Annotated in this window: 17 protein-coding genes; 12 read left to right on the forward strand and 5 right to left on the reverse strand. The window is 36.6% G+C overall.

Annotation, left to right across the window (positions count from 1 at the left end):
• Window positions 1-52: 52 nt before the first annotated feature.
• Entirely contained in the window at window positions 53-598 is a 546-nt protein-coding gene (locus D9O48_RS15880; RefSeq protein ID WP_126973966.1) for a hypothetical protein, read from the reverse strand.
• A gap of 319 nt (window positions 599-917) precedes the next feature.
• On the opposite strand from D9O48_RS15880, the gene D9O48_RS15885 reads away from it, so the two are divergent.
• Window positions 918-2,000, forward strand: coding sequence for a serine hydrolase domain-containing protein (locus D9O48_RS15885; protein WP_126973967.1), 1,083 nt, complete (start codon window positions 918-920; stop codon window positions 1,998-2,000).
• Window positions 2,001-2,084: 84 nt separating this feature from the next.
• Here the strand turns inward: D9O48_RS15885 and D9O48_RS15890 are convergent, their stop codons facing one another.
• The gene (locus tag D9O48_RS15890; RefSeq protein ID WP_199750598.1) at window positions 2,085-2,408 is read right to left on the reverse strand and encodes a DUF3817 domain-containing protein; all 324 of its coding nucleotides are present in this window, start codon (window positions 2,406-2,408) and stop codon (window positions 2,085-2,087) included.
• A gap of 321 nt (window positions 2,409-2,729) precedes the next feature.
• Between D9O48_RS15890 and D9O48_RS15895 the strand changes: the two genes are divergently transcribed.
• The 5 genes from D9O48_RS15895 to D9O48_RS15915 all read left to right on the forward strand — a co-directional run bounded on the left by D9O48_RS15895 (window position 2,730) and on the right by D9O48_RS15915 (window position 7,580).
• Entirely contained in the window at window positions 2,730-3,737 is a 1,008-nt protein-coding gene (locus tag D9O48_RS15895) for a bestrophin family protein (protein WP_126973968.1), read from the forward strand.
• Window positions 3,738-3,765: 28 nt separating this feature from the next.
• Entirely contained in the window at window positions 3,766-5,340 is a 1,575-nt protein-coding gene (locus tag D9O48_RS15900; protein ID WP_126973969.1) for a Na+/H+ antiporter, read from the forward strand.
• Between the two features lie 470 nt (window positions 5,341-5,810).
• Complete coding sequence (locus D9O48_RS15905; RefSeq protein WP_126973970.1) at window positions 5,811-6,248, forward strand: hypothetical protein; 438 nt, start codon at window positions 5,811-5,813, stop codon at window positions 6,246-6,248.
• Between the two features lie 53 nt (window positions 6,249-6,301).
• Window positions 6,302-6,970, forward strand: coding sequence for a Rossmann-fold NAD(P)-binding domain-containing protein (locus D9O48_RS15910; RefSeq protein WP_126973971.1), 669 nt, complete (start codon window positions 6,302-6,304; stop codon window positions 6,968-6,970).
• 28 nt (window positions 6,971-6,998) lie between these two features.
• The gene (locus D9O48_RS15915) at window positions 6,999-7,580 is read left to right on the forward strand and encodes an ASCH domain-containing protein (RefSeq protein WP_126973972.1); all 582 of its coding nucleotides are present in this window, start codon (window positions 6,999-7,001) and stop codon (window positions 7,578-7,580) included.
• 38 nt (window positions 7,581-7,618) lie between these two features.
• On the opposite strand, the gene D9O48_RS15920 is transcribed toward D9O48_RS15915, so the two are convergent.
• Complete coding sequence (locus tag D9O48_RS15920) at window positions 7,619-9,001, reverse strand: serine hydrolase domain-containing protein (RefSeq protein ID WP_126973973.1); 1,383 nt, start codon at window positions 8,999-9,001, stop codon at window positions 7,619-7,621.
• A 253-nt stretch (window positions 9,002-9,254) separates the two neighbouring features.
• Between D9O48_RS15920 and D9O48_RS15925 the strand changes: the two genes are divergently transcribed.
• Window positions 9,255-10,481: a hypothetical protein gene (locus D9O48_RS15925; protein WP_126973974.1), complete on the forward strand. Its 1,227-nt coding sequence runs from the start codon at window positions 9,255-9,257 to the stop codon at window positions 10,479-10,481.
• 133 nt (window positions 10,482-10,614) lie between these two features.
• Here D9O48_RS15925 and D9O48_RS15930 read toward each other — a convergent pair whose 3' ends face one another.
• Window positions 10,615-11,142, reverse strand: a complete 528-nt coding sequence (locus D9O48_RS15930; RefSeq protein ID WP_158624912.1) for a DinB family protein — start codon at window positions 11,140-11,142, stop codon at window positions 10,615-10,617.
• Between the two features lie 268 nt (window positions 11,143-11,410).
• On the opposite strand from D9O48_RS15930, the gene D9O48_RS15935 reads away from it, so the two are divergent.
• Window positions 11,411-12,079: a hypothetical protein gene (locus D9O48_RS15935; RefSeq protein WP_126973976.1), complete on the forward strand. Its 669-nt coding sequence runs from the start codon at window positions 11,411-11,413 to the stop codon at window positions 12,077-12,079.
• A 119-nt stretch (window positions 12,080-12,198) separates the two neighbouring features.
• Here D9O48_RS15935 and D9O48_RS15940 read toward each other — a convergent pair whose 3' ends face one another.
• The gene (locus D9O48_RS15940; protein WP_126973977.1) at window positions 12,199-12,564 is read right to left on the reverse strand and encodes a LytR/AlgR family response regulator transcription factor; all 366 of its coding nucleotides are present in this window, start codon (window positions 12,562-12,564) and stop codon (window positions 12,199-12,201) included.
• A gap of 260 nt (window positions 12,565-12,824) precedes the next feature.
• On the opposite strand from D9O48_RS15940, the gene D9O48_RS15945 reads away from it, so the two are divergent.
• The 4 genes from D9O48_RS15945 to D9O48_RS15960 all read left to right on the forward strand — a co-directional run bounded on the left by D9O48_RS15945 (window position 12,825) and on the right by D9O48_RS15960 (window position 17,272).
• Window positions 12,825-14,003 (forward strand): serine hydrolase domain-containing protein, encoded by a 1,179-nt coding sequence (locus D9O48_RS15945; protein WP_126973978.1) that lies wholly within the window; start codon window positions 12,825-12,827, stop codon window positions 14,001-14,003.
• Between the two features lie 18 nt (window positions 14,004-14,021).
• A complete protein-coding gene (locus D9O48_RS15950) occupies window positions 14,022-14,492 on the forward strand; it encodes a hypothetical protein (protein ID WP_158624913.1) in 471 nt (156 codons plus the stop codon).
• 157 nt (window positions 14,493-14,649) lie between these two features.
• Window positions 14,650-16,599 carry a tetratricopeptide repeat-containing sensor histidine kinase gene (locus tag D9O48_RS15955; RefSeq protein ID WP_126973980.1) on the forward strand — a complete coding sequence of 650 codons (1,950 nt, stop codon included), beginning with the start codon at window positions 14,650-14,652 and terminating at the stop codon, window positions 16,597-16,599.
• 43 nt (window positions 16,600-16,642) lie between these two features.
• Complete coding sequence (locus D9O48_RS15960; RefSeq protein ID WP_126973981.1) at window positions 16,643-17,272, forward strand: response regulator; 630 nt, start codon at window positions 16,643-16,645, stop codon at window positions 17,270-17,272.
• The last annotated feature ends 21 nt before the right edge of the window (window positions 17,273-17,293 follow it).

The raw sequence follows: 17,293 nt of genomic DNA on the forward strand, positions 1-17,293 counted from the left end.
ATTTTATCAAAGCCTTTTTACTGTGAAAATTCAAGAGGTAAGGTTTAACAACTTATTCTGCAATACCCAAAGACGAGCAGAATGTTTTATAATCCATCACATTTAGTTGATTGGTTGTATACAATTCATTATTGGCTCCTTTTACGATTAAATCAGTTTTATCTGCTCCATTTCTAAAATTGCCACCAACGGTTATTGTACTGTTCACCCGCACTGCTATTACTCTCATCGCAGAAAATGGCTGTGAGCCGCTACCTGCCAATCGGTTGATAAACAGGTCTGTAGAGTTTTCCATAGGTCTATAAAACACACGATAACTGTAAGTTGAACCAATAGTTCCGGGTAAAGGATACCAGAAATTGTTGTATTGCACAAACACGTACACCATGCTCTGTTCAAAATCATTTTTTGACAAAGCAAAGTTTTGTTGAACTTCTGCTCCTGAATGATTAAATGCCCCGAAATTATACTGTACAACGTTGGCATTACCATCTTCACCCGGAGGACCCTGATCGCCTTTTTTAGAACAAGCCATCATAGCAACCAATAATACAAGCGTAAATATTCCCCTGATTTTTTTAATGTTTTCGAATTTCATGTAGGATAAATGTTGGTTTCAATCCGCAATAATAAAAGAGAAAAGAGGAATAAAATAGTAAAAAATGCCAAATATTATCGGTGTTACTATTTTATATTTCTGAGAAACAAAGATTTATAAGGTGTTCTAACGAAGTATTTCACGCGTTCAGTTTTTTAAAGGATAAATAACATTGATAATTTTGAATTTCCATAAAGAAATAGTATCTTATAAGAAGGACCTTTTCTTATTTTTTTATTACGCGTGTAATAAATTTTTCTTCTCGCCTACTTATTAATTATCCCTTGTAGTTATTCATCGCGTAAATGTTATTGATAATATGTTCAGATATTTAAAACAGCCAATAATACTGTTATTGATGGCGATTGTTATGCCACAGCTTTTTTTGTATGCACAAACATTGAATGATAAAATTGATCGACTGGTGTACACCGAACTGGGGGATACTACCGGCCCGGGAGCTGTATTTTTGGTAGCACATAATGGAAAAGTTATTTATGAGAAAGGGTTTGGTAAAGCAAATATAGAATCCGGGGTGGCCATGAACCCGCAAAACGTATTTCAATTAGGTTCTATTACCAAACAGTTCACGGCCATTGCCATTGTAATATTACAGGAGCAAGGTAAACTATCAGTAAAAGACCCGGTATCAAAATATATTCCTGATTATCCGGGTGGAAACAAGATTACGATACACCAACTGCTGACACATACATCCGGAATAAAAGACTTTACCAAAATGAAATCATTAGGGGAAATAGCACAAAAGAACATGACTCCAAAGATGATGGTAGATTTCTTTAAAAACGAACCGGTAGACTTTATACCTGGTGAAAAGTTTGAGTACAATAATTCAGGATATGTATTACTAGGATATCTGATTGAATTAGTATCAGGAGAAACATATGAAAACTTTATTCAAAAACATCTGTTTGAAAAAGCAGGAATGTGGGATTCACGTTATGCAACCGATCGTCTGATCGTTCTGAAAAGAGCTTACGGTTACCATAAAAAAGAGTATGGATATGTAAATAAAACGCAGATCAACTTTAGTGTTCCGTTTGCATCCGGATCATTAATGTCTACTGCCGGCGACATGCTTAAATGGCAAAATGCGCTCAACAATCATATACTGATCAACCCCAAAAGTACTGAGAGTGTTTTTAGCCAATACAAATTAAACAATGGGGATACTTTTACTTATGGATATGGATGGCATTTGAGAGAAATGGAAGGACAGCCGGTGAGAGAACATGGGGGAAGCATATTCGGATTTAAAACAATGGGTGTGTATTTACCCAAAAAAGATATTTATGTCATAGGCCTGAGTAATTGTGATTGTTTTTCACCTACGCAACTGGCCAGAGATATTGCATTACTAACAGCTGAGTCTGTTCAATAAAGCATTGATTGCTGAAATGGTTATTAATACAAAACCCTGCGTAATCGCAGGGTTTTGTATTAATATGATGGAGCTTTATCAGCATTAAGATTTTTCTACAGATAATTTATTATCGGATAATGCACCGTATTCTTTTTTAAGTTCCTTCTCCAGATAAAACGGAACGAACGGAATTACAGAAGCTATAAAATAAATAATCATTCGTTTAAGTGTCCATTTATACTTAATTGCCGCTAACAACAACAAAGCAATAAACGCTATGAATAAAACGCCATGTATCCAACCAAAATATTTTACCGGTTCAGGAATATCGAAAATATATTTAAGCGGCATAGCTATAAATAACAAAATCAGGTACGAAACACCTTCTATCAGAGCTACTTTACGGTAAGAATTGAGTATCATCATTATCTTGGTTAAATTATTTCCGCTATTTGCGGATAGAATGGTGCAAAGATAGAGCTAAGTAACATTAAAGTGCATTAAAAAGTATGGAGTGATGGCAAATGAAGTAGAAGTAAGGGATCTTATTAGTATTTATATTTTTTGTTGAACTTAATTATTTGATATGCAATTAATTGGACTTTATTGTCGTTTTAAATCATCCTTCATTTTTCAGTAAAAAACTCTAATAGCACTATTTTACCGGCCATCGGACCGTTTCTTTTAACAATAACCGGGCTGGTATGTAATTCGTAATAATAATTGAATCAAAACTAAATAGCTGCCATGCATACGGGAAGACGGTACTCGCCTATCGAGTTTTTTAAATGGACATTAAGAGACACTCTCTGGTTACTGCTGATTGCAACCGTTCCTACTCTTTTATATGTTGCCGGTTGGAGATTTATTGCGATTCCCTGGCAACCGATTGCTATACTGGGAACAGCTTTAGCCTTCATTGTAGGCTTTAAGAATAACGCCAGTTACGGTAGATTGTGGGAAGCCCGTCAAATTTATGGTGCTGTCATCAACAACAGCAGAAGTTTTGCTTACACGCTCAGGGATGCATTGGGGCCTGAACATATGAATAAAGTAAAGTTGATATATAATCGTCACTATGCCTGGCTTACTGCTTTACGCTTTCAGTTACGTGAACCGCGTAGTTGGGAAAACATGCAAAAACACAGTAATAAAGATTTTCTGAAAGGAAGATACATCGTATCTGAATGGAATACTAAACTGGAAACTGAAATCAGACAATACCTGTCTGATGATGAATATTCTTATATCCTCTCAAAGAAAAACAAAGCCACACAACTGATCGCGCTTCAATCGAAGATGTTAGACGAATTAAGAAAAAGCGATACAATAAATAATTTTCAATGGAAAGAATTACAGGATATCATCATGAAATTAACAGATGATCAGGGCAAGGCAGAAAGAATAAAAAACTTTCCTTATCCAAGAAACTTTGCATCAATCACTTCTTACCTGTTATTCATTTTTATTCTGTTAATGCCATTTGGTTTATTAAAGGAATATGAAAAATTGGGTGACGGTACTTTTTTGCAAGGGTATTCTATATGGTTAAATATTCCTATGTCGGCAATTATTACCTGGGCATTTCACGTATTGGATACGATTGGTGAAAGTTCAGTAAATCCTTTTGAAGGTGGTGCAAACGATGTTCCTGTTACACAAATCAGCAGAATGATTGAGATTGATATGCGCGACATGTTAAATGAAAATCCTCTCCCTGATCCGGTTTTACCTCAAAACAACATTGTATTATAATTATAGTTTACCTAACAAGAATTAATATATGCTGGAGCACTTCCCTTTTTATTTAGGAGTAATTGTTCTGATCGTATTACTGATCATGCTGGCGAATAAGATTAAAATAGCTTATCCTGTTTTATTGGTACTGGCAGGATTACTTATTTGTTTTATTCCGGGTACGCCCGTACTGAAAATAGATCCGGAACTCATTTTTATAATTTTTCTGCCTCCATTATTGTATGAAGCTGCCTGGGCGAATTCGTGGAAAGAGTTATGGCATTGGCGCAGAATCATTAGCAGCTTTGCCTTTGTGGTGGTTTTTTTAACGGCTATTTCCGTAGCTATTGTAGCGAATACGTTTATTCCCGGATTTTCACTGGCCTTAGGCTTTTTATTAGGAGGTATCGTGTCTCCTCCTGACGCAGTAAGTGCGGGTGCTATTATCAGATTTGTAAAAGTTCCGAAAAGAATGTCTTCTATACTGGAAGGCGAAAGCCTGTTGAATGATGCTTCCTCCCTGATAATATTCCGCTTCGCTCTGGTAGCGGTGGCTACCGGACAATTTGTTTGGCATCAGGCCGCATTGAGTTTTCTCTGGATGGTGATAGGTGGAGTCGGTGCCGGTTTGCTGATTGGTTTACTTTTTCTTAAAGCACATAAATGGCTCCCGACTGATGTGAATATGGATACTATTCTGACATTGGTAACACCCTATGTAATGTATATCGCTGCAGAAGAAGTACATGCATCCGGTGTATTGGCAGTAGTGAGTGGCGGACTCTTTCTTTCTTATCACCGGCATCGCTTTTTGAGCAGTTCCTCGAGGTTAAGAGGAGAAAATGTATGGCAGAGTTTTGTTTTTCTATTGAACGGTTTAGTTTTTATGCTGATTGGTCTCGATCTGCCTGAAATAATGTCGGGTTTAAAAGCTGAAGGTACTGGTATTTATGAAGCAACGGGTTACGGAATACTGATAACACTGGTATTGATTGGCGGCAGAATGCTGGCAGCTTATGGAGCATTAATAATAACCAGAATTGCGAGTAATTTTATTACAGTGGCAGATGCCAGTCCGGGCATGAAAGCGCCACTGATAATGGGCTGGACGGGTATGCGTGGCGTGGTTTCACTGGCTGCGGCATTGTCTATTCCGGTAGCGATCAACGGCGATCCTTTTCCTCAACGTAACTTGATATTATACATCACATTTATTGTAATTCTGTTAACGCTCATAGTACAGGGATTAACACTCCCCACTCTGATTAAAAAAGTAGGTCTGCCTGAATTTGATGACCATCTGCCTGAAGAGGAAACTGAAAAAATGATCAGGCATGAGCTGACAAAAGTTTCATTAAATTACTTACAGCAACACCACAAAATGGCGCTCGATAATAATTTTTATCTCCGGCACCTGGAAAAAATATGGGAAACTCAGCAACAAGCGCCTGAAGAAGAATTGTTAACGAAAGAGGTAAAGCTTGTATACCTCAGAATTCTGGAACAACAACGTCAATTGTTGCTCGAAAAGAATAAGAAAGAAGCACGTATTGATGAAGAAATCATCAGAAGATTTTTACACCGGATAGACCTGGAAGAAGAAAAAATAGCATCTAAATAAAAGGTATATCATCTAAATAGCTTGAATACACGTATATAATAGTGTACCGAATGCATGCGTGTATAATGAATGGATTCATTTGAATGTTTCTACTTTGAATGTATCCGACTGGGGTTTGTCGTAATTGCTCGTTAAAAACCGCTGAGTGGGATTGACGTGAGCAGGCGGGATACAAATTTGCAGTATAAAGGGTAACGATGAGGTAGCACTATAAAGGTGGTTGGTGGAATTTGGTGTTACCGGTCAATAAAAGATGAGGATACTAAAAGTAACCTATCAATTTATTGAAAACAGCCAATAATATTGGAGGCATACCGACGTGTACCTATGGCAGCAAAATTTATCATTATTAGATAATGCAGCAATGAATATCCGCAAAACGATCGGTTTATTTCAAAAACCTTTATATATTCGATAGCAATTGATCAATCTGTAGTAATAATTAACCCAATGACTCCTTTACTGAAAAAATGAACTTTAAAGATCAAAAACAAATTTTGATCCTACAACATCCGGAAGAATTTGAGCCTGAATTGAAAGAAATGCAAAAAGTAACTACAGTCATTACGTCTGTCAGAAACTTGAGTAGAATTGAATTTGTATTAATTTTTGTAAAAACAAGCACAGCCATAGAGAACACCGTAAAAGAGCTGATTCATAAGATAGAAGGTGACGGTATTTTGTGGTTTGCCTACCCTAAAGGAATTTCCGGAAAGTATAAGGTGGAAATAAACCGGGATAATGGTTGGGAATCACCAGGAAATGCCGGCTACGAAACAGTACGGGCCGTTTCAATCGATGAAGACTGGAGTGCACTACGATTCAGAAAAGTTCAATACATTAAAAATATGAACCGGCAGGAAAGTTTTGCTATGACGAAAGAAGGTAAAGGCAAAACAAAGAAATAGGTTGGGGGTTTGACGTAAATGCAATTATTCTTTAACAATACAAACATGATCCAATGTCTCTGAAAGTGATTATAACCGGCGCTACCGGAATGGTAGGAGAAGGTGTTTTACAGGAATGTATAGCCAATCCCATGATTGAAAAGATATTGCTGATTAATAGAAAACCAACCGGTGTGGTTCATTCAAAAGTGCAGGAAATTATACATCAGCATTTTAACGACCTTTCAGCTATACTCGATGAACTACGAGGTTATGATGCCTGCTATTTTTGTCTGGGTATTTCATCACTTGGTGTAAAAGAAGATACCTACTATGAAGTGACTTATAAACTCACTATCGATTTTGCCAGACAATTAACTGCTGTAAATGATAAGATGACTTTTTGTTATGTTTCAGGTGCCGGTACCGATAGCTCAGAAAAAGGAAAACTGATGTGGGCCAGAGTAAAAGGTAAAACAGAGAACGATCTCACTAAACTGCCTTTTAAAGCTGTTTATAACTTCAGGCCTGGTTTTATGCGTCCTGCTAAAGGTGCAAAAAACATAAAAGGATTTTATAAAGTTATTGATTTCCTGTACCCTGTTTTCAGAAGTATTAGTCCCACTTATTTTTTAACACTGGAAGAAGTTGCAAAAGCAATGATCAATGTAACAATGAAAGGTTATCCTAAAACTGTTATAGAAGTAAAAGATATTGCTGTTCTTTCAAAAATGAATACTTAATACCATTCATCTCCTCTCCTTTTTTATTATGTTGTTTAAACAAAAAATTCTGAACGAAATAAAATCGGGAAACGTTACACTTGCTTTTAGAAAGTGGGAAAAAGCTTCTGTGAAAAAAGGAACGCTTTTAAAAACATCTGTCGGGCTCATTGAAATTGTAAATATTACCCTCATCGCAGAAGAGAAAATTACAAAAAAAGATGCCATCAGTGCAGGTTTCCTTACCAAAGAACAGCTAATAGAATCTTTCAGAAATAATGAAAACGCCGAATTATATAAAATAAAAGTTAAATACCATTCCGAAGATCCCAGAATTGCTTTACGGGAACAAAAGTATATCACTCATGAAGAATTTCTCTATATCAATAGAAAATTGGAAAGGTTAGATGTGTTGAGCAAGCAGGGCTCCTGGACAACCACAGTATTACAGGCGATTCAACAGCATCCCCGTATGCGTGCTATAGACTTATCAGTCATAACAGGTTTTGAAAAAGAGTGGCTTAAAATAAATATTCGAAAGCTAAAGAATATTGGTCTCACTGCCAGTCATGAAGTAGGTTATGAAATAGCTCCTTTGGGCGTTGCCTATATGAAAAAACTCTCCCCATAACAGAGAGATTTTCTATTCTATTAAAATTAATTGGTGTATTACTCTTTTTTAAATCTCACATTGTTTTTTCCCTGGATGTAAATCATCACATTTTCTTCAGGAATAAAAGTCAGCTCAATTCTTGCCGGTGCAAATCTGAAAACATTTTTCGGATAAGCAGATAATGGAAAAGGATTTTGTCCGGTAGCTCTTGCGTATAAAATATTACCTTTCGGAAAAACAGTGATTTTCATTGGAAAACTATCACTGGCATATACACCTCCATATTTTACTAATTCTTCCGGTGTTGCGGCAATCGATGAATCAATCACTTTATCAAAAGGTTCGCTATATAAAACCTGTCTGATACTTTTTGAAGGAATTTTGGTAAGTGGGCCTGAATGATTTTGTAAAACGATAATTGTTTTATCATTATCCAGATGGCGCTCAATGTAGGTAACATATCCTGCCCAACCACCTGAGTGACTGGCAGTTTTACCATACTTTTCCTGCGTATTTACTATCCAGCCAAAACCATATTTATTTTCTTTTCCGTCGGTTGTTTTGGATGCGCCGAAAATCAGTTCCTTATCTTTCTCATTTACCAGGTTATTGCCATAGAGTGCCCGATCCCATATCAATAAATCATGTATGGTAGAGTTGACCATTCCGTCTCCTACAATACCATCCAGAAAATAAGTATAGTATTCTTTCCCGAATGTATTTGTCAATACCATATTGGCCATGCTATCCATTACATATCCGTAAGCATAATTATTAACTTTCTTCGGTTCATATCTGCTGCGGTAGATGAAAGTGTTTTTCATCTGAAGCGGTTTGAAAATATTTGCGTGCAGATATTCTCCAAAAGACTGCTTAGAGGTTCTTTCTATAATCGTTGCCAGAAATGCATAACCCGTATTACTATATTCGAATTTTTCACCAGGCATAAATTCCAGTGCAGGCTTATACTTTGCGAATTCATTTACAATATCCTGATTAGTAGCAAACTTTGTTTTATCCCATTTTTGGTCAAATAACTCCATATAATCAGGTAATCCGCTGGTATGAACCACCAGGTTTCTTATAGTAATGACCGGATAAAAAATTAATTCAGGAATGTATTTGGATATTGGTTCGTCGTATTGAAGTTTTCCCTGTTTTTGTAGTAAAACAATTGCCATTGCTGTAAATTGTTTTGAAACAGACGCCAGTTCGAAAATTGAATTTGTGTTTAATTTTTCCTGCGTTTCAACATTGGCCAGTCCATAACTCTTTTCAAAAATTACCTTGCCTTTGTCAGCTACCAGCACATTACCGTTAAATTGCTTTTTGTTGTATTCCGATGTAAGAATGCTATCCAGTAATTGAGCTTCTCTTGTTTGAGCAAAAGACGTATAAGATAATAGCATTACAGCCCCCCACAAAAATCCTTTTTTCATAAATGCATTTTAGTTAGATAAATATTGATACCCGGCTTGCAATCGATAACATTCAAAAATATACAAAAAAGAAGTTGAATAGAAGAATTATATAATGAATCTTATCTTGTATATTATTCATTATGAGTACGGTATGTTTTTAACAAGAAATCTTCAGTGTTTTTTTTTCGTTGTTGGAGGTTAAAATATACAGTTTTTCTGTTTGATGACCTTTTTCATTACCGGCGATATATAAATAAATAATCACTCAGTTATGAAAAAACGATCTATAAAGTTCGGCCTGGTAGTCTTCATCTTCTTACAGGCCTGCCAACCTACAAACGGTCAAAAAAATACTAATCATAAAGACAGCCAGATGGAACCAACAAAAACTGCCTCTAGTTATAAATCAGGCAAAGATTATATGGAATTTACCAGAGTGAAAGTGCTCGATAAACAGGGGTTTGACCGGCCGGCTGAGGCTGTGAGTATTTTAATTCCTAAAGGCTGGACGGGTCAGGGTGAAGTAATATGGACTGCTCCCGGTCAGGCTTGTTCAGGTACAAACATGTATTTTAATGCACAGTCTGCCAATGGAAGTTCCGACTTTGTAATATTACCGAACCTGACCTGGTCATGGAGCTCAGATCAGCAAATGAATGCGTTTAATCGCCAACATGCGAGCGGGCAGTTTTGTACAGTGGGCGAACCGTTGGATGCCACTCAGTTTTTACAGAATGTATGGGCGAAAGAATTGGGCAATGCTACTGTTTCAGATATAAAGATCAATCAGGATGCCATCGCCACCATGGGAAAAGAAGATTCGAAACACAGGGCTGAATTGATGCGTTATGGTAGTGCAGGTGTTGAATTCAGACATACAGCGGTAACTGCAAAAGTGAAATGGCCGAATGGTAAATCAGGTTTTCTCTTTTGTAAAGTAACCAATATTGCTAATTATATTCCGAACATGTATAATGGAACTACCAGTGTGTCTTATGTAAGTTCGGCTACAAGAATGATTTATTCTTTTCCGGAAACAGAAAAAGATAATTCAGAGCTCGTAATGACAGTGGTTTTGGCAAGTTTCAGAACCAATCCTGAATGGAAACAGGCTTCTGATGATTATTGGCGTAGTGTACGTGAAAAGAAGAATATCGAACACATCGGTAAAATCAGATTAATGGATGAACAAACAAAACAGATCGCTGACAGAGCTATTCAGAACGGTAATCAGCGACTGGCTGCTATGGATAATCAAATGCGTACCTGGGAAGCACGTCAAAGTACCAATGACAAGATTCATAATGACTTTATAAAAACGATCCGTGAGGTGGAGAATTACCGGGATGTGAATGGGAAAGTAGAATTGGCTTCAGGATATAATCATGCCTGGAGCCGTGGCGATGGTAACAATTTTATCATGACGAACAATCCGAACTTCAATCCCGCTTCAGTGTTTTTAGATCAGAACTGGAAAGAAATGAAAAAAGTTGATTAACCATCCACCTTTGATAAGAAAAATGGGGCTGTCTGAAACAGAACAGCCCCTTCTATTAAGATACTAAAAAAAGAGCAAGCTTTCTACAGCAATTAAGCTGAAAACATTGCTTTTAATTTTTTCTAAGACTTTATCACTTCTTTGGTGTTGTTCCATCTGCAGCCCAGTGAAAACCGCTAAATCCTTTTGCTTTTAAACGCTCTATTATCTGACCTGCATGATGCTGTATGTGGCGGATATTGTTAATGTGAAACTCAAAACGGGTATACGGATACCAGTCGAAACCAGTATATTCTTCAAAAGGAAGTGCTTCTACAGATTGATTCAGGATAGCCTCTGTATTCTCAATAAATGAGATAATTTCTTCTTTTGACTGATACCCTGCCACTACTACACCTGGTTCCGGATTTTCCCATTCTTCTTTTCCGCCCAGATGTTCAGCACCGGCAATACTCCCTGGCCATGGCATTAAGCTTTCAGGATTTGGGCCTAAATAAAATTTAGTTGTCCAGATTGTATGATACGCAATTTGCCAATGAGGGTTTTTATACTCATTCGTATTCCATTCGTCTGCCGGTACTTTTTCAATTGCCTGTCGAAACATATACAAGGCAGCTTTGTATTGTGATACCAAAATTCCTGCAATAACTTTATTGTTCATGTGTACTTCAATTTTGAGTAAAATTATTTTTAGTAAGGTTACCCGATTGTACAAAATAGACATTTTAGTAATATGCCGAATAAAAATCTAAATGTAGCTAATAACTGTTTATTCATTAGTTCTCTCTAATCGTTTAAATGATTGTAAATCAATATTATTTTATTTTCTTCATCACTCACATCAATTAAATGTTACGTCAGCCTTAGCGATGGTGCAAAATGTTTATAAAAAAAATCTATATTTATCAGAGATACATAGAATAGAAGCTATGAAAAAAATATATCTTTTGGTGTTCACATTGTTATTAATGACTGCTGCTATTGCACAACAGAAGAGTGACAGCCTGATTGTATTTGTTGGTAAGAAGATTGAGGTAAAGGAATGGCCCGAAGAGCCGGTGAAAACAATTACCGATACCGCTACAACTGCCGAAGGTATTGTTTATACAACATCTGTTGTTTTACCAATGGATGCCAGATATCGTGCTACTTATGAAATACTCGAGTTGATTCATGGCTCTTATGAAAGAGACACTATTGAATTTACTGTATTTGACCATTATGGAGTTCCTGCGTTCTCGGAATATGAAAATGTGCTCTTATTCGTAGCCAACGAGAACGGGAAGCTATATCATGAAAAGTATCAATACTTCGATTTATATAAAACTACAAACGGTAAATGGGCCAGCCCTTATCATTCTTCAGAATATAATCACCCTTACAAAGACAGTATAACGGTGAAGCCTGAGAAAATCTCTTTTGAAAAAGATGCCTGGTATGCCACCGGAAAAATGAATAAAAAATCTATTTATTTCAGATATCCTTCAAAGTATTATGCTTTCAAAGCAAATAAGGCAATTCCTCTTTACGGTAATTATGTAAAGGATCTATTTAAGCTTAAACAACAAACAATCTTAAAAGCAAGAGGCTACTTTTAAGTGATGAAAAATCTCTCCTTTACCCAAAAAAGTAAATGGAATTGCCATACATCTTAATCAGCTACCTGTGTTCTGAAAGGTATAATCATTTGAGCATGTTATAAAGTTTGAATCGCAAATCAAATCAACAATTGCTTCAGGTTTTCACCATAGCATCTGCCTACATTCAACTCCACTCCTCCTTTCATTACCAGATAAGTTTTTCCAAATTCACGATGCAGTTCATTCACATGATTCAAATTAACGATAAAAGAACGGTGTACTCTTTTAAATAGTTGTGGATTGAGTTTGTCTTCCAGATAACCGATTCCCCAGGAACTTAAATATTTCTCTGTTGCCGTATAGATAAGGGTATAGTCTTTAGCCGCTTTCAGGTATACAATATCTGTTACTGCCACTTTTTTAAAGCAGGTACCGGTTGATACAAATAATGTAGGAGAAAAGTTAGTGTCCTGAACTGTTTGAATGGTTAATGATTCTGTCATAATATGGTTTTGTATTTAAGTGAATTCATTCATAAGATCACTACAAAAGTAAATAGCACTTCATTGCTGATTAAGCGTAGTTGTTGGCAGTTAAAATTTTACGTAGTACTACTTAAAATTTATTTCTTGATAAGTTGTAAAGCGTGGTGTATATCCGTATTACTACGTAAAAAAAATATTCAGTTCCGGCACGTATAAACTGATCTGCAACAGACATTAGTTTTGTTCTTCATTAACCATTTTACTTTATCACTATAGCCATGAAAAAAATTAAATCACTTTTTATAACACTATTATGTGTTGCTGTGGTGTCTTGCTCAAAAGACTCACAAACAGGTGATGAACCTGTTCGGGATAATTACGACCTGCACCCTTATAATTCAATGTATAGTACCATGTTGAACCGGTATTATCAGAACACGCAGGCGCCGGGTGCAATCATGTTGGTGTCAAGATTAGGACAATCGGTTTGGATCGGTTCCAGAGGTGTTTATGATATGGATCTGGAAATAGATATGACCAATACTACCAGGTTCAGAACTGGCAGTATTACCAAAGTTTATGTAGCGGCTTATATTCTGCATCTGATAGAACAGCGTAAACTTAATTTAAACGATCAGCTTTCCGAACTACTACCGGAAGTAGCAGAAATGATACCCGGAAGCGCAGAGATAACCGTAAAACAATTGCTCTCTCATATGTCGGGTATAGTTGACCCATCCAATGAAAGTAGCTTATATACTTATGATCTTATCAGCGATCCGGTTACTTTTAGAAAACTTAGTATCTATGAGCTTTTAGATCGTTATGTGTACGGAAACAGTTTGCATTTTGCACCCGGTACACAGTATCAATATTCTAATACAGGATACTGGTTATTGCAATTGATTGCTGAGAAAACAATGAATAACAATCTGCCGGATCTTTTAAAAACTACTTTTTTTGACCGTTTGAATCTGAAAAACACTTATCTGGATAGCCGTAATGATGAATATGTTTCAAAAGGTTATGCAACCGTTCAACATAATACTGACCTGATGGAAGTCAGCGCATATGATAAAGCCGATAGTGATGGTAAAGCTTCAGGCGGTATTGTTAGTACTACAGAAGAAATATCAATTTTTATGACAGCGCTCTTCAGAGGCAGGCTGATTTCGCCTCAAATGCTGGAACATATGAAAAAGTCGCAGTTACCAGGGTGTGAAACAGATGATTGTCGTTACGGTTTAGGATTGGAAATATGGAATGTGAATGGCCTTACAGGTGTAGGCCATAACGGCTCCTCGGTTGGATATGAAACGAATGCAGTTTACTTTGATGCAACCCAAACCCTTATCGTACTGTTCAAAAATAAAGGTGGAGGCTCTGATAAATCGTTCTTTTACGACATCGCAAAAGCATATGAAATAAATGACGATGATCCGGGTAATACAGTATAAATCATAAATAAATACATTATGCAATTTTCTGATTTAATTAAAAGCGTACTATTCTCCGCATTTATGATAAGCATATTGTCAGCGTTTAATATATACAGTTCCTTATCACCTTTCGGCAATAAATACTGGTTGATCGAGTCAAGCACTATTCAGCCCGCACTTGATGTAAACATGGATGGAAAACCTGATACCGATTTATTAGTCATCAGGGAGGTTTGCGAAAAAGATGATGCGGATTTGTTCAGAGAAGACGGCATCATCATAACTCACAGAGGTAAAGTACTTTGCGATGAATACGAAGAAGAAGAAGAAACCGGTACCTGGCTATATGATGCTAAAACAAAAAAAATGACCGTTAAAAAAGATGAAAGCAGAAAATCAATAGAATATACAGTTAAAGAAGCTAACGCTAACCGTATTGTGCTGATTACCCAATATAAAAGCGCAAATAATATACATACCATCACAACAACTTTTAAAGCCAGATAATAGGTAATTCAGCAGATATGTTACTATTCAGTAAGTCAAGATAAACTTATCAAAAAAAATATAAAAAATAAGTGATTAAATTATTAGAACAATCAAGCAACCGTGTATTTTTATAGCACACAATTTATTCTGACTAATCAAATAAAATTTCAGTTGAATGAATACCGGTTTTTTCAATAAATTATTCTTCCTTTCAGGTTCTTTATTACTGTTTTGGGTACCCGTAACGTCGCAAAATACCGCCAGTGACACGGCTGAAGTTTACCGGTTACTTGCACTGGGCGATGAAAAGAATACCGCTAACCAGCCGGATTCTGCCGAAAGCTACTACCAAAAAGCCGGCGAATTGGCCGATAATTTGAAATTTTACAACGGATTCTTTGAATATACTGCAAAGTATACATTGTTTTTATATCGTCAGTCGCGCTATCAGGATGCTTTGGATATTTCAAAAGTTCAATATGACGTTGCAACAAGGAATGGAAATGTAAAAAAAAGGGGTAATGCATTAAATAATATGGCTGTACAATACCAGGCGATGGGAAACAGACGGGAAGCAGCTACAAGCCTGTTAGAAGCACTGGATATTGCAGTATCGCTCAATGATATTGTAAACGAACACAAATGTAATACAAACCTTGGATCCCTTTTTATAGATATGAAAGACTATAAAAGGGGATTACTATATGCAGGCAGAAGCTATGAACTGGCAGTTAAAATGAATGACTCAATGGTCATCGGCAGAAGCCTGGTAAATCTGTTAGTAGCAGAAACTTATAGCGGTAATCTTGAGAAAGCAATGGAGTATGCGAATATTGTATTGCTGATTGGTGAGAAATATAAAAATATAGACCTGATCCTTACTGCATACTGTAATCTCGGAGACCTTCATTTACGAATGCATCATTATGAAGAAGGTTTAGCGATGTTTAAGAAAGCCGTACCGTTATTCAAGGATAGCCCACCGGAATATGAACCCTATGTTTTACAGGGATTGGCATCGGCTTATAAACACCTGGGTAAGTTTAAAGAAGCGGATTTTTATTTCGATAAAGCTTTTCCTTTAGCAAAAGAACTTTTTCCGCAAACCGAACTTTCACAATTGTTATTGTCCGGAGCTGATATAAAAGAAGCTGTAGGTAATTATAAAGCCGCATCAGAACTCAGGAAGGAGTTTCAAATATTGAAAGACACTTTGTGGAGCCAGAATAATCAAAGAACTATCCATGAGTTGGAAATTCAATACCAGACAGCCAAAAAGGAAGCTTCGATCGCAGAGAATGAAATGAAAATTGCTGTGCAGCAAAACCAGTTAAACCGTAGAATGCAATGGATCATTGCTACTTCACTGGTCACTTTACTATTGGTTACATTATTGATCTTTAATTATAAAGTTAACTTACAGAAACAACGTGCAACTGCTGCAAATCACAAAAATAAATTACTCGAAGCACAACTAAGTGGCGAAGAAGAAGAACGATCACGAACTGCCAGAGAGCTGCACGATGGCGTTGCCAGTGTATTATCGGCAGCAAAACTGCAATTGAATATTTCAGGAGAGAAAAACTCTTTGCATAAAGACGCTAATGGTCATCATTTACAGGAGCTGATTGAACTAGCGTTACAGGAAGTTAGAAACATCTCTCACAATCTGGCAGCTGAAGTAGTATTAAGTGACGGGTTAAGTTATGCCGTAAGCGAATTTTGCAATCGTGTATCGAATGAAAAACTACATATAGAATATTATAAAATCGGCAATATTCCTGAAATTAAAAAGAATGATCAGTTATTGATATACCGGATTATTCAGGAAGCGGTTACCAATATTGCCAAACATGCTGAAGCATCTGAAGCGATTGTACAATTACAGGCTGAAGAAAATAAATTAATAATCACCATTGAAGATAACGGAAAAGGTTTTGACATGAACCATTTACCTGGATCTGCAGGAATCGGTTTACGTAGCCTCGCTTCACGGGTGCAATTGCTGAACGGAAAGTATGAAATACAATCGGCAGCAGACAAGGGTACGTCTATTTTTATGGAGTTTGAATTTCAGCCGTTGCACGAACAGCCAATCAATACACTCGATGTAAGCTATTCGTAACCCGGAGATAATGAATGATTTTGAATTTATAACCTTTTATAGAATGATAAAAATCGGAATTGTAGACGATCACGCGCTGATCTTAAACGGATTGGAACGCATGTTAAATGATCAGCAGGTTTGCCGGGTAATTTTTATGGCGAACAGTGGCGCTGTATTATGGCAACAACTGTTGAATACTGTTCCTGATATTTTGCTATTGGATATTGAACTACCGGATGCTAACGGAACCGACTTATGTAAAGAGGTGATAAAAAAATATTCTTCCATAAAAGTCATTGCTTTAACGAATCATGATGAAACGATGTGGGTGAGAAAAATGATTCGTGGTGGCGCCAGTGGTTATTTATTAAAAGGAACCGATAAAGACAACCTGATGTCGGCTATTATTGCAGTGAGTGAAGGCAAACAGTTTTTAGATAGTCAGGTGGAGAAAGCCATCCTGCAACAAACAATTTCTGGAAAGAAGAGCTCTTTTCAAGTGAAACTGACAAAAAGAGAAACCGAAATTCTGGCATTAATTGCCAACGAACATTCCAATCAGGAAATAGCAGATAAACTATTTTTAAGTATCCGCACAGTAGAAACCCATCGAAATAGTATTAACCAGAAACTCGATATTAAGAATACAGCTGGTTTAGTGAAAGAGGCAATGTTACGAGGTTTAATTTAATCTTCGCCTCGTAACAATTGC

Source organism: Gynurincola endophyticus (assembly GCF_003991195.1).
GTDB lineage: Bacteria > Bacteroidota > Bacteroidia > Chitinophagales > Chitinophagaceae > Gynurincola > Gynurincola endophyticus.

What these genes read in the sequence shown, in the direction of transcription:
- D9O48_RS15880 (WP_126973966.1), bottom strand. Translation starts at nt 598, where the DNA reads ATGAAATTCGAAAACATTAAAAAAATCAGGGGAATATTTACGCTTGTA.
- D9O48_RS15885 (WP_126973967.1), top strand. Translation starts at nt 918, where the DNA reads ATGTTCAGATATTTAAAACAGCCAATAATACTGTTATTGATGGCGATT.
- D9O48_RS15890 (WP_199750598.1), bottom strand. Translation starts at nt 2,408, where the DNA reads ATGATGATACTCAATTCTTACCGTAAAGTAGCTCTGATAGAAGGTGTT.
- D9O48_RS15895 (WP_126973968.1), top strand. Translation starts at nt 2,730, where the DNA reads ATGCATACGGGAAGACGGTACTCGCCTATCGAGTTTTTTAAATGGACA.
- D9O48_RS15900 (WP_126973969.1), top strand. Translation starts at nt 3,766, where the DNA reads ATGCTGGAGCACTTCCCTTTTTATTTAGGAGTAATTGTTCTGATCGTA.
- D9O48_RS15905 (WP_126973970.1), top strand. Translation starts at nt 5,811, where the DNA reads ATGAACTTTAAAGATCAAAAACAAATTTTGATCCTACAACATCCGGAA.
- D9O48_RS15910 (WP_126973971.1), top strand. Translation starts at nt 6,302, where the DNA reads ATGTCTCTGAAAGTGATTATAACCGGCGCTACCGGAATGGTAGGAGAA.
- D9O48_RS15915 (WP_126973972.1), top strand. Translation starts at nt 6,999, where the DNA reads ATGTTGTTTAAACAAAAAATTCTGAACGAAATAAAATCGGGAAACGTT.
- D9O48_RS15920 (WP_126973973.1), bottom strand. Translation starts at nt 9,001, where the DNA reads ATGAAAAAAGGATTTTTGTGGGGGGCTGTAATGCTATTATCTTATACG.
- D9O48_RS15925 (WP_126973974.1), top strand. Translation starts at nt 9,255, where the DNA reads ATGAAAAAACGATCTATAAAGTTCGGCCTGGTAGTCTTCATCTTCTTA.
- D9O48_RS15930 (WP_158624912.1), bottom strand. Translation starts at nt 11,142, where the DNA reads ATGAACAATAAAGTTATTGCAGGAATTTTGGTATCACAATACAAAGCT.
- D9O48_RS15935 (WP_126973976.1), top strand. Translation starts at nt 11,411, where the DNA reads ATGAAAAAAATATATCTTTTGGTGTTCACATTGTTATTAATGACTGCT.
- D9O48_RS15940 (WP_126973977.1), bottom strand. Translation starts at nt 12,564, where the DNA reads ATGACAGAATCATTAACCATTCAAACAGTTCAGGACACTAACTTTTCT.
- D9O48_RS15945 (WP_126973978.1), top strand. Translation starts at nt 12,825, where the DNA reads ATGAAAAAAATTAAATCACTTTTTATAACACTATTATGTGTTGCTGTG.
- D9O48_RS15950 (WP_158624913.1), top strand. Translation starts at nt 14,022, where the DNA reads ATGCAATTTTCTGATTTAATTAAAAGCGTACTATTCTCCGCATTTATG.
- D9O48_RS15955 (WP_126973980.1), top strand. Translation starts at nt 14,650, where the DNA reads ATGAATACCGGTTTTTTCAATAAATTATTCTTCCTTTCAGGTTCTTTA.
- D9O48_RS15960 (WP_126973981.1), top strand. Translation starts at nt 16,643, where the DNA reads ATGATAAAAATCGGAATTGTAGACGATCACGCGCTGATCTTAAACGGA.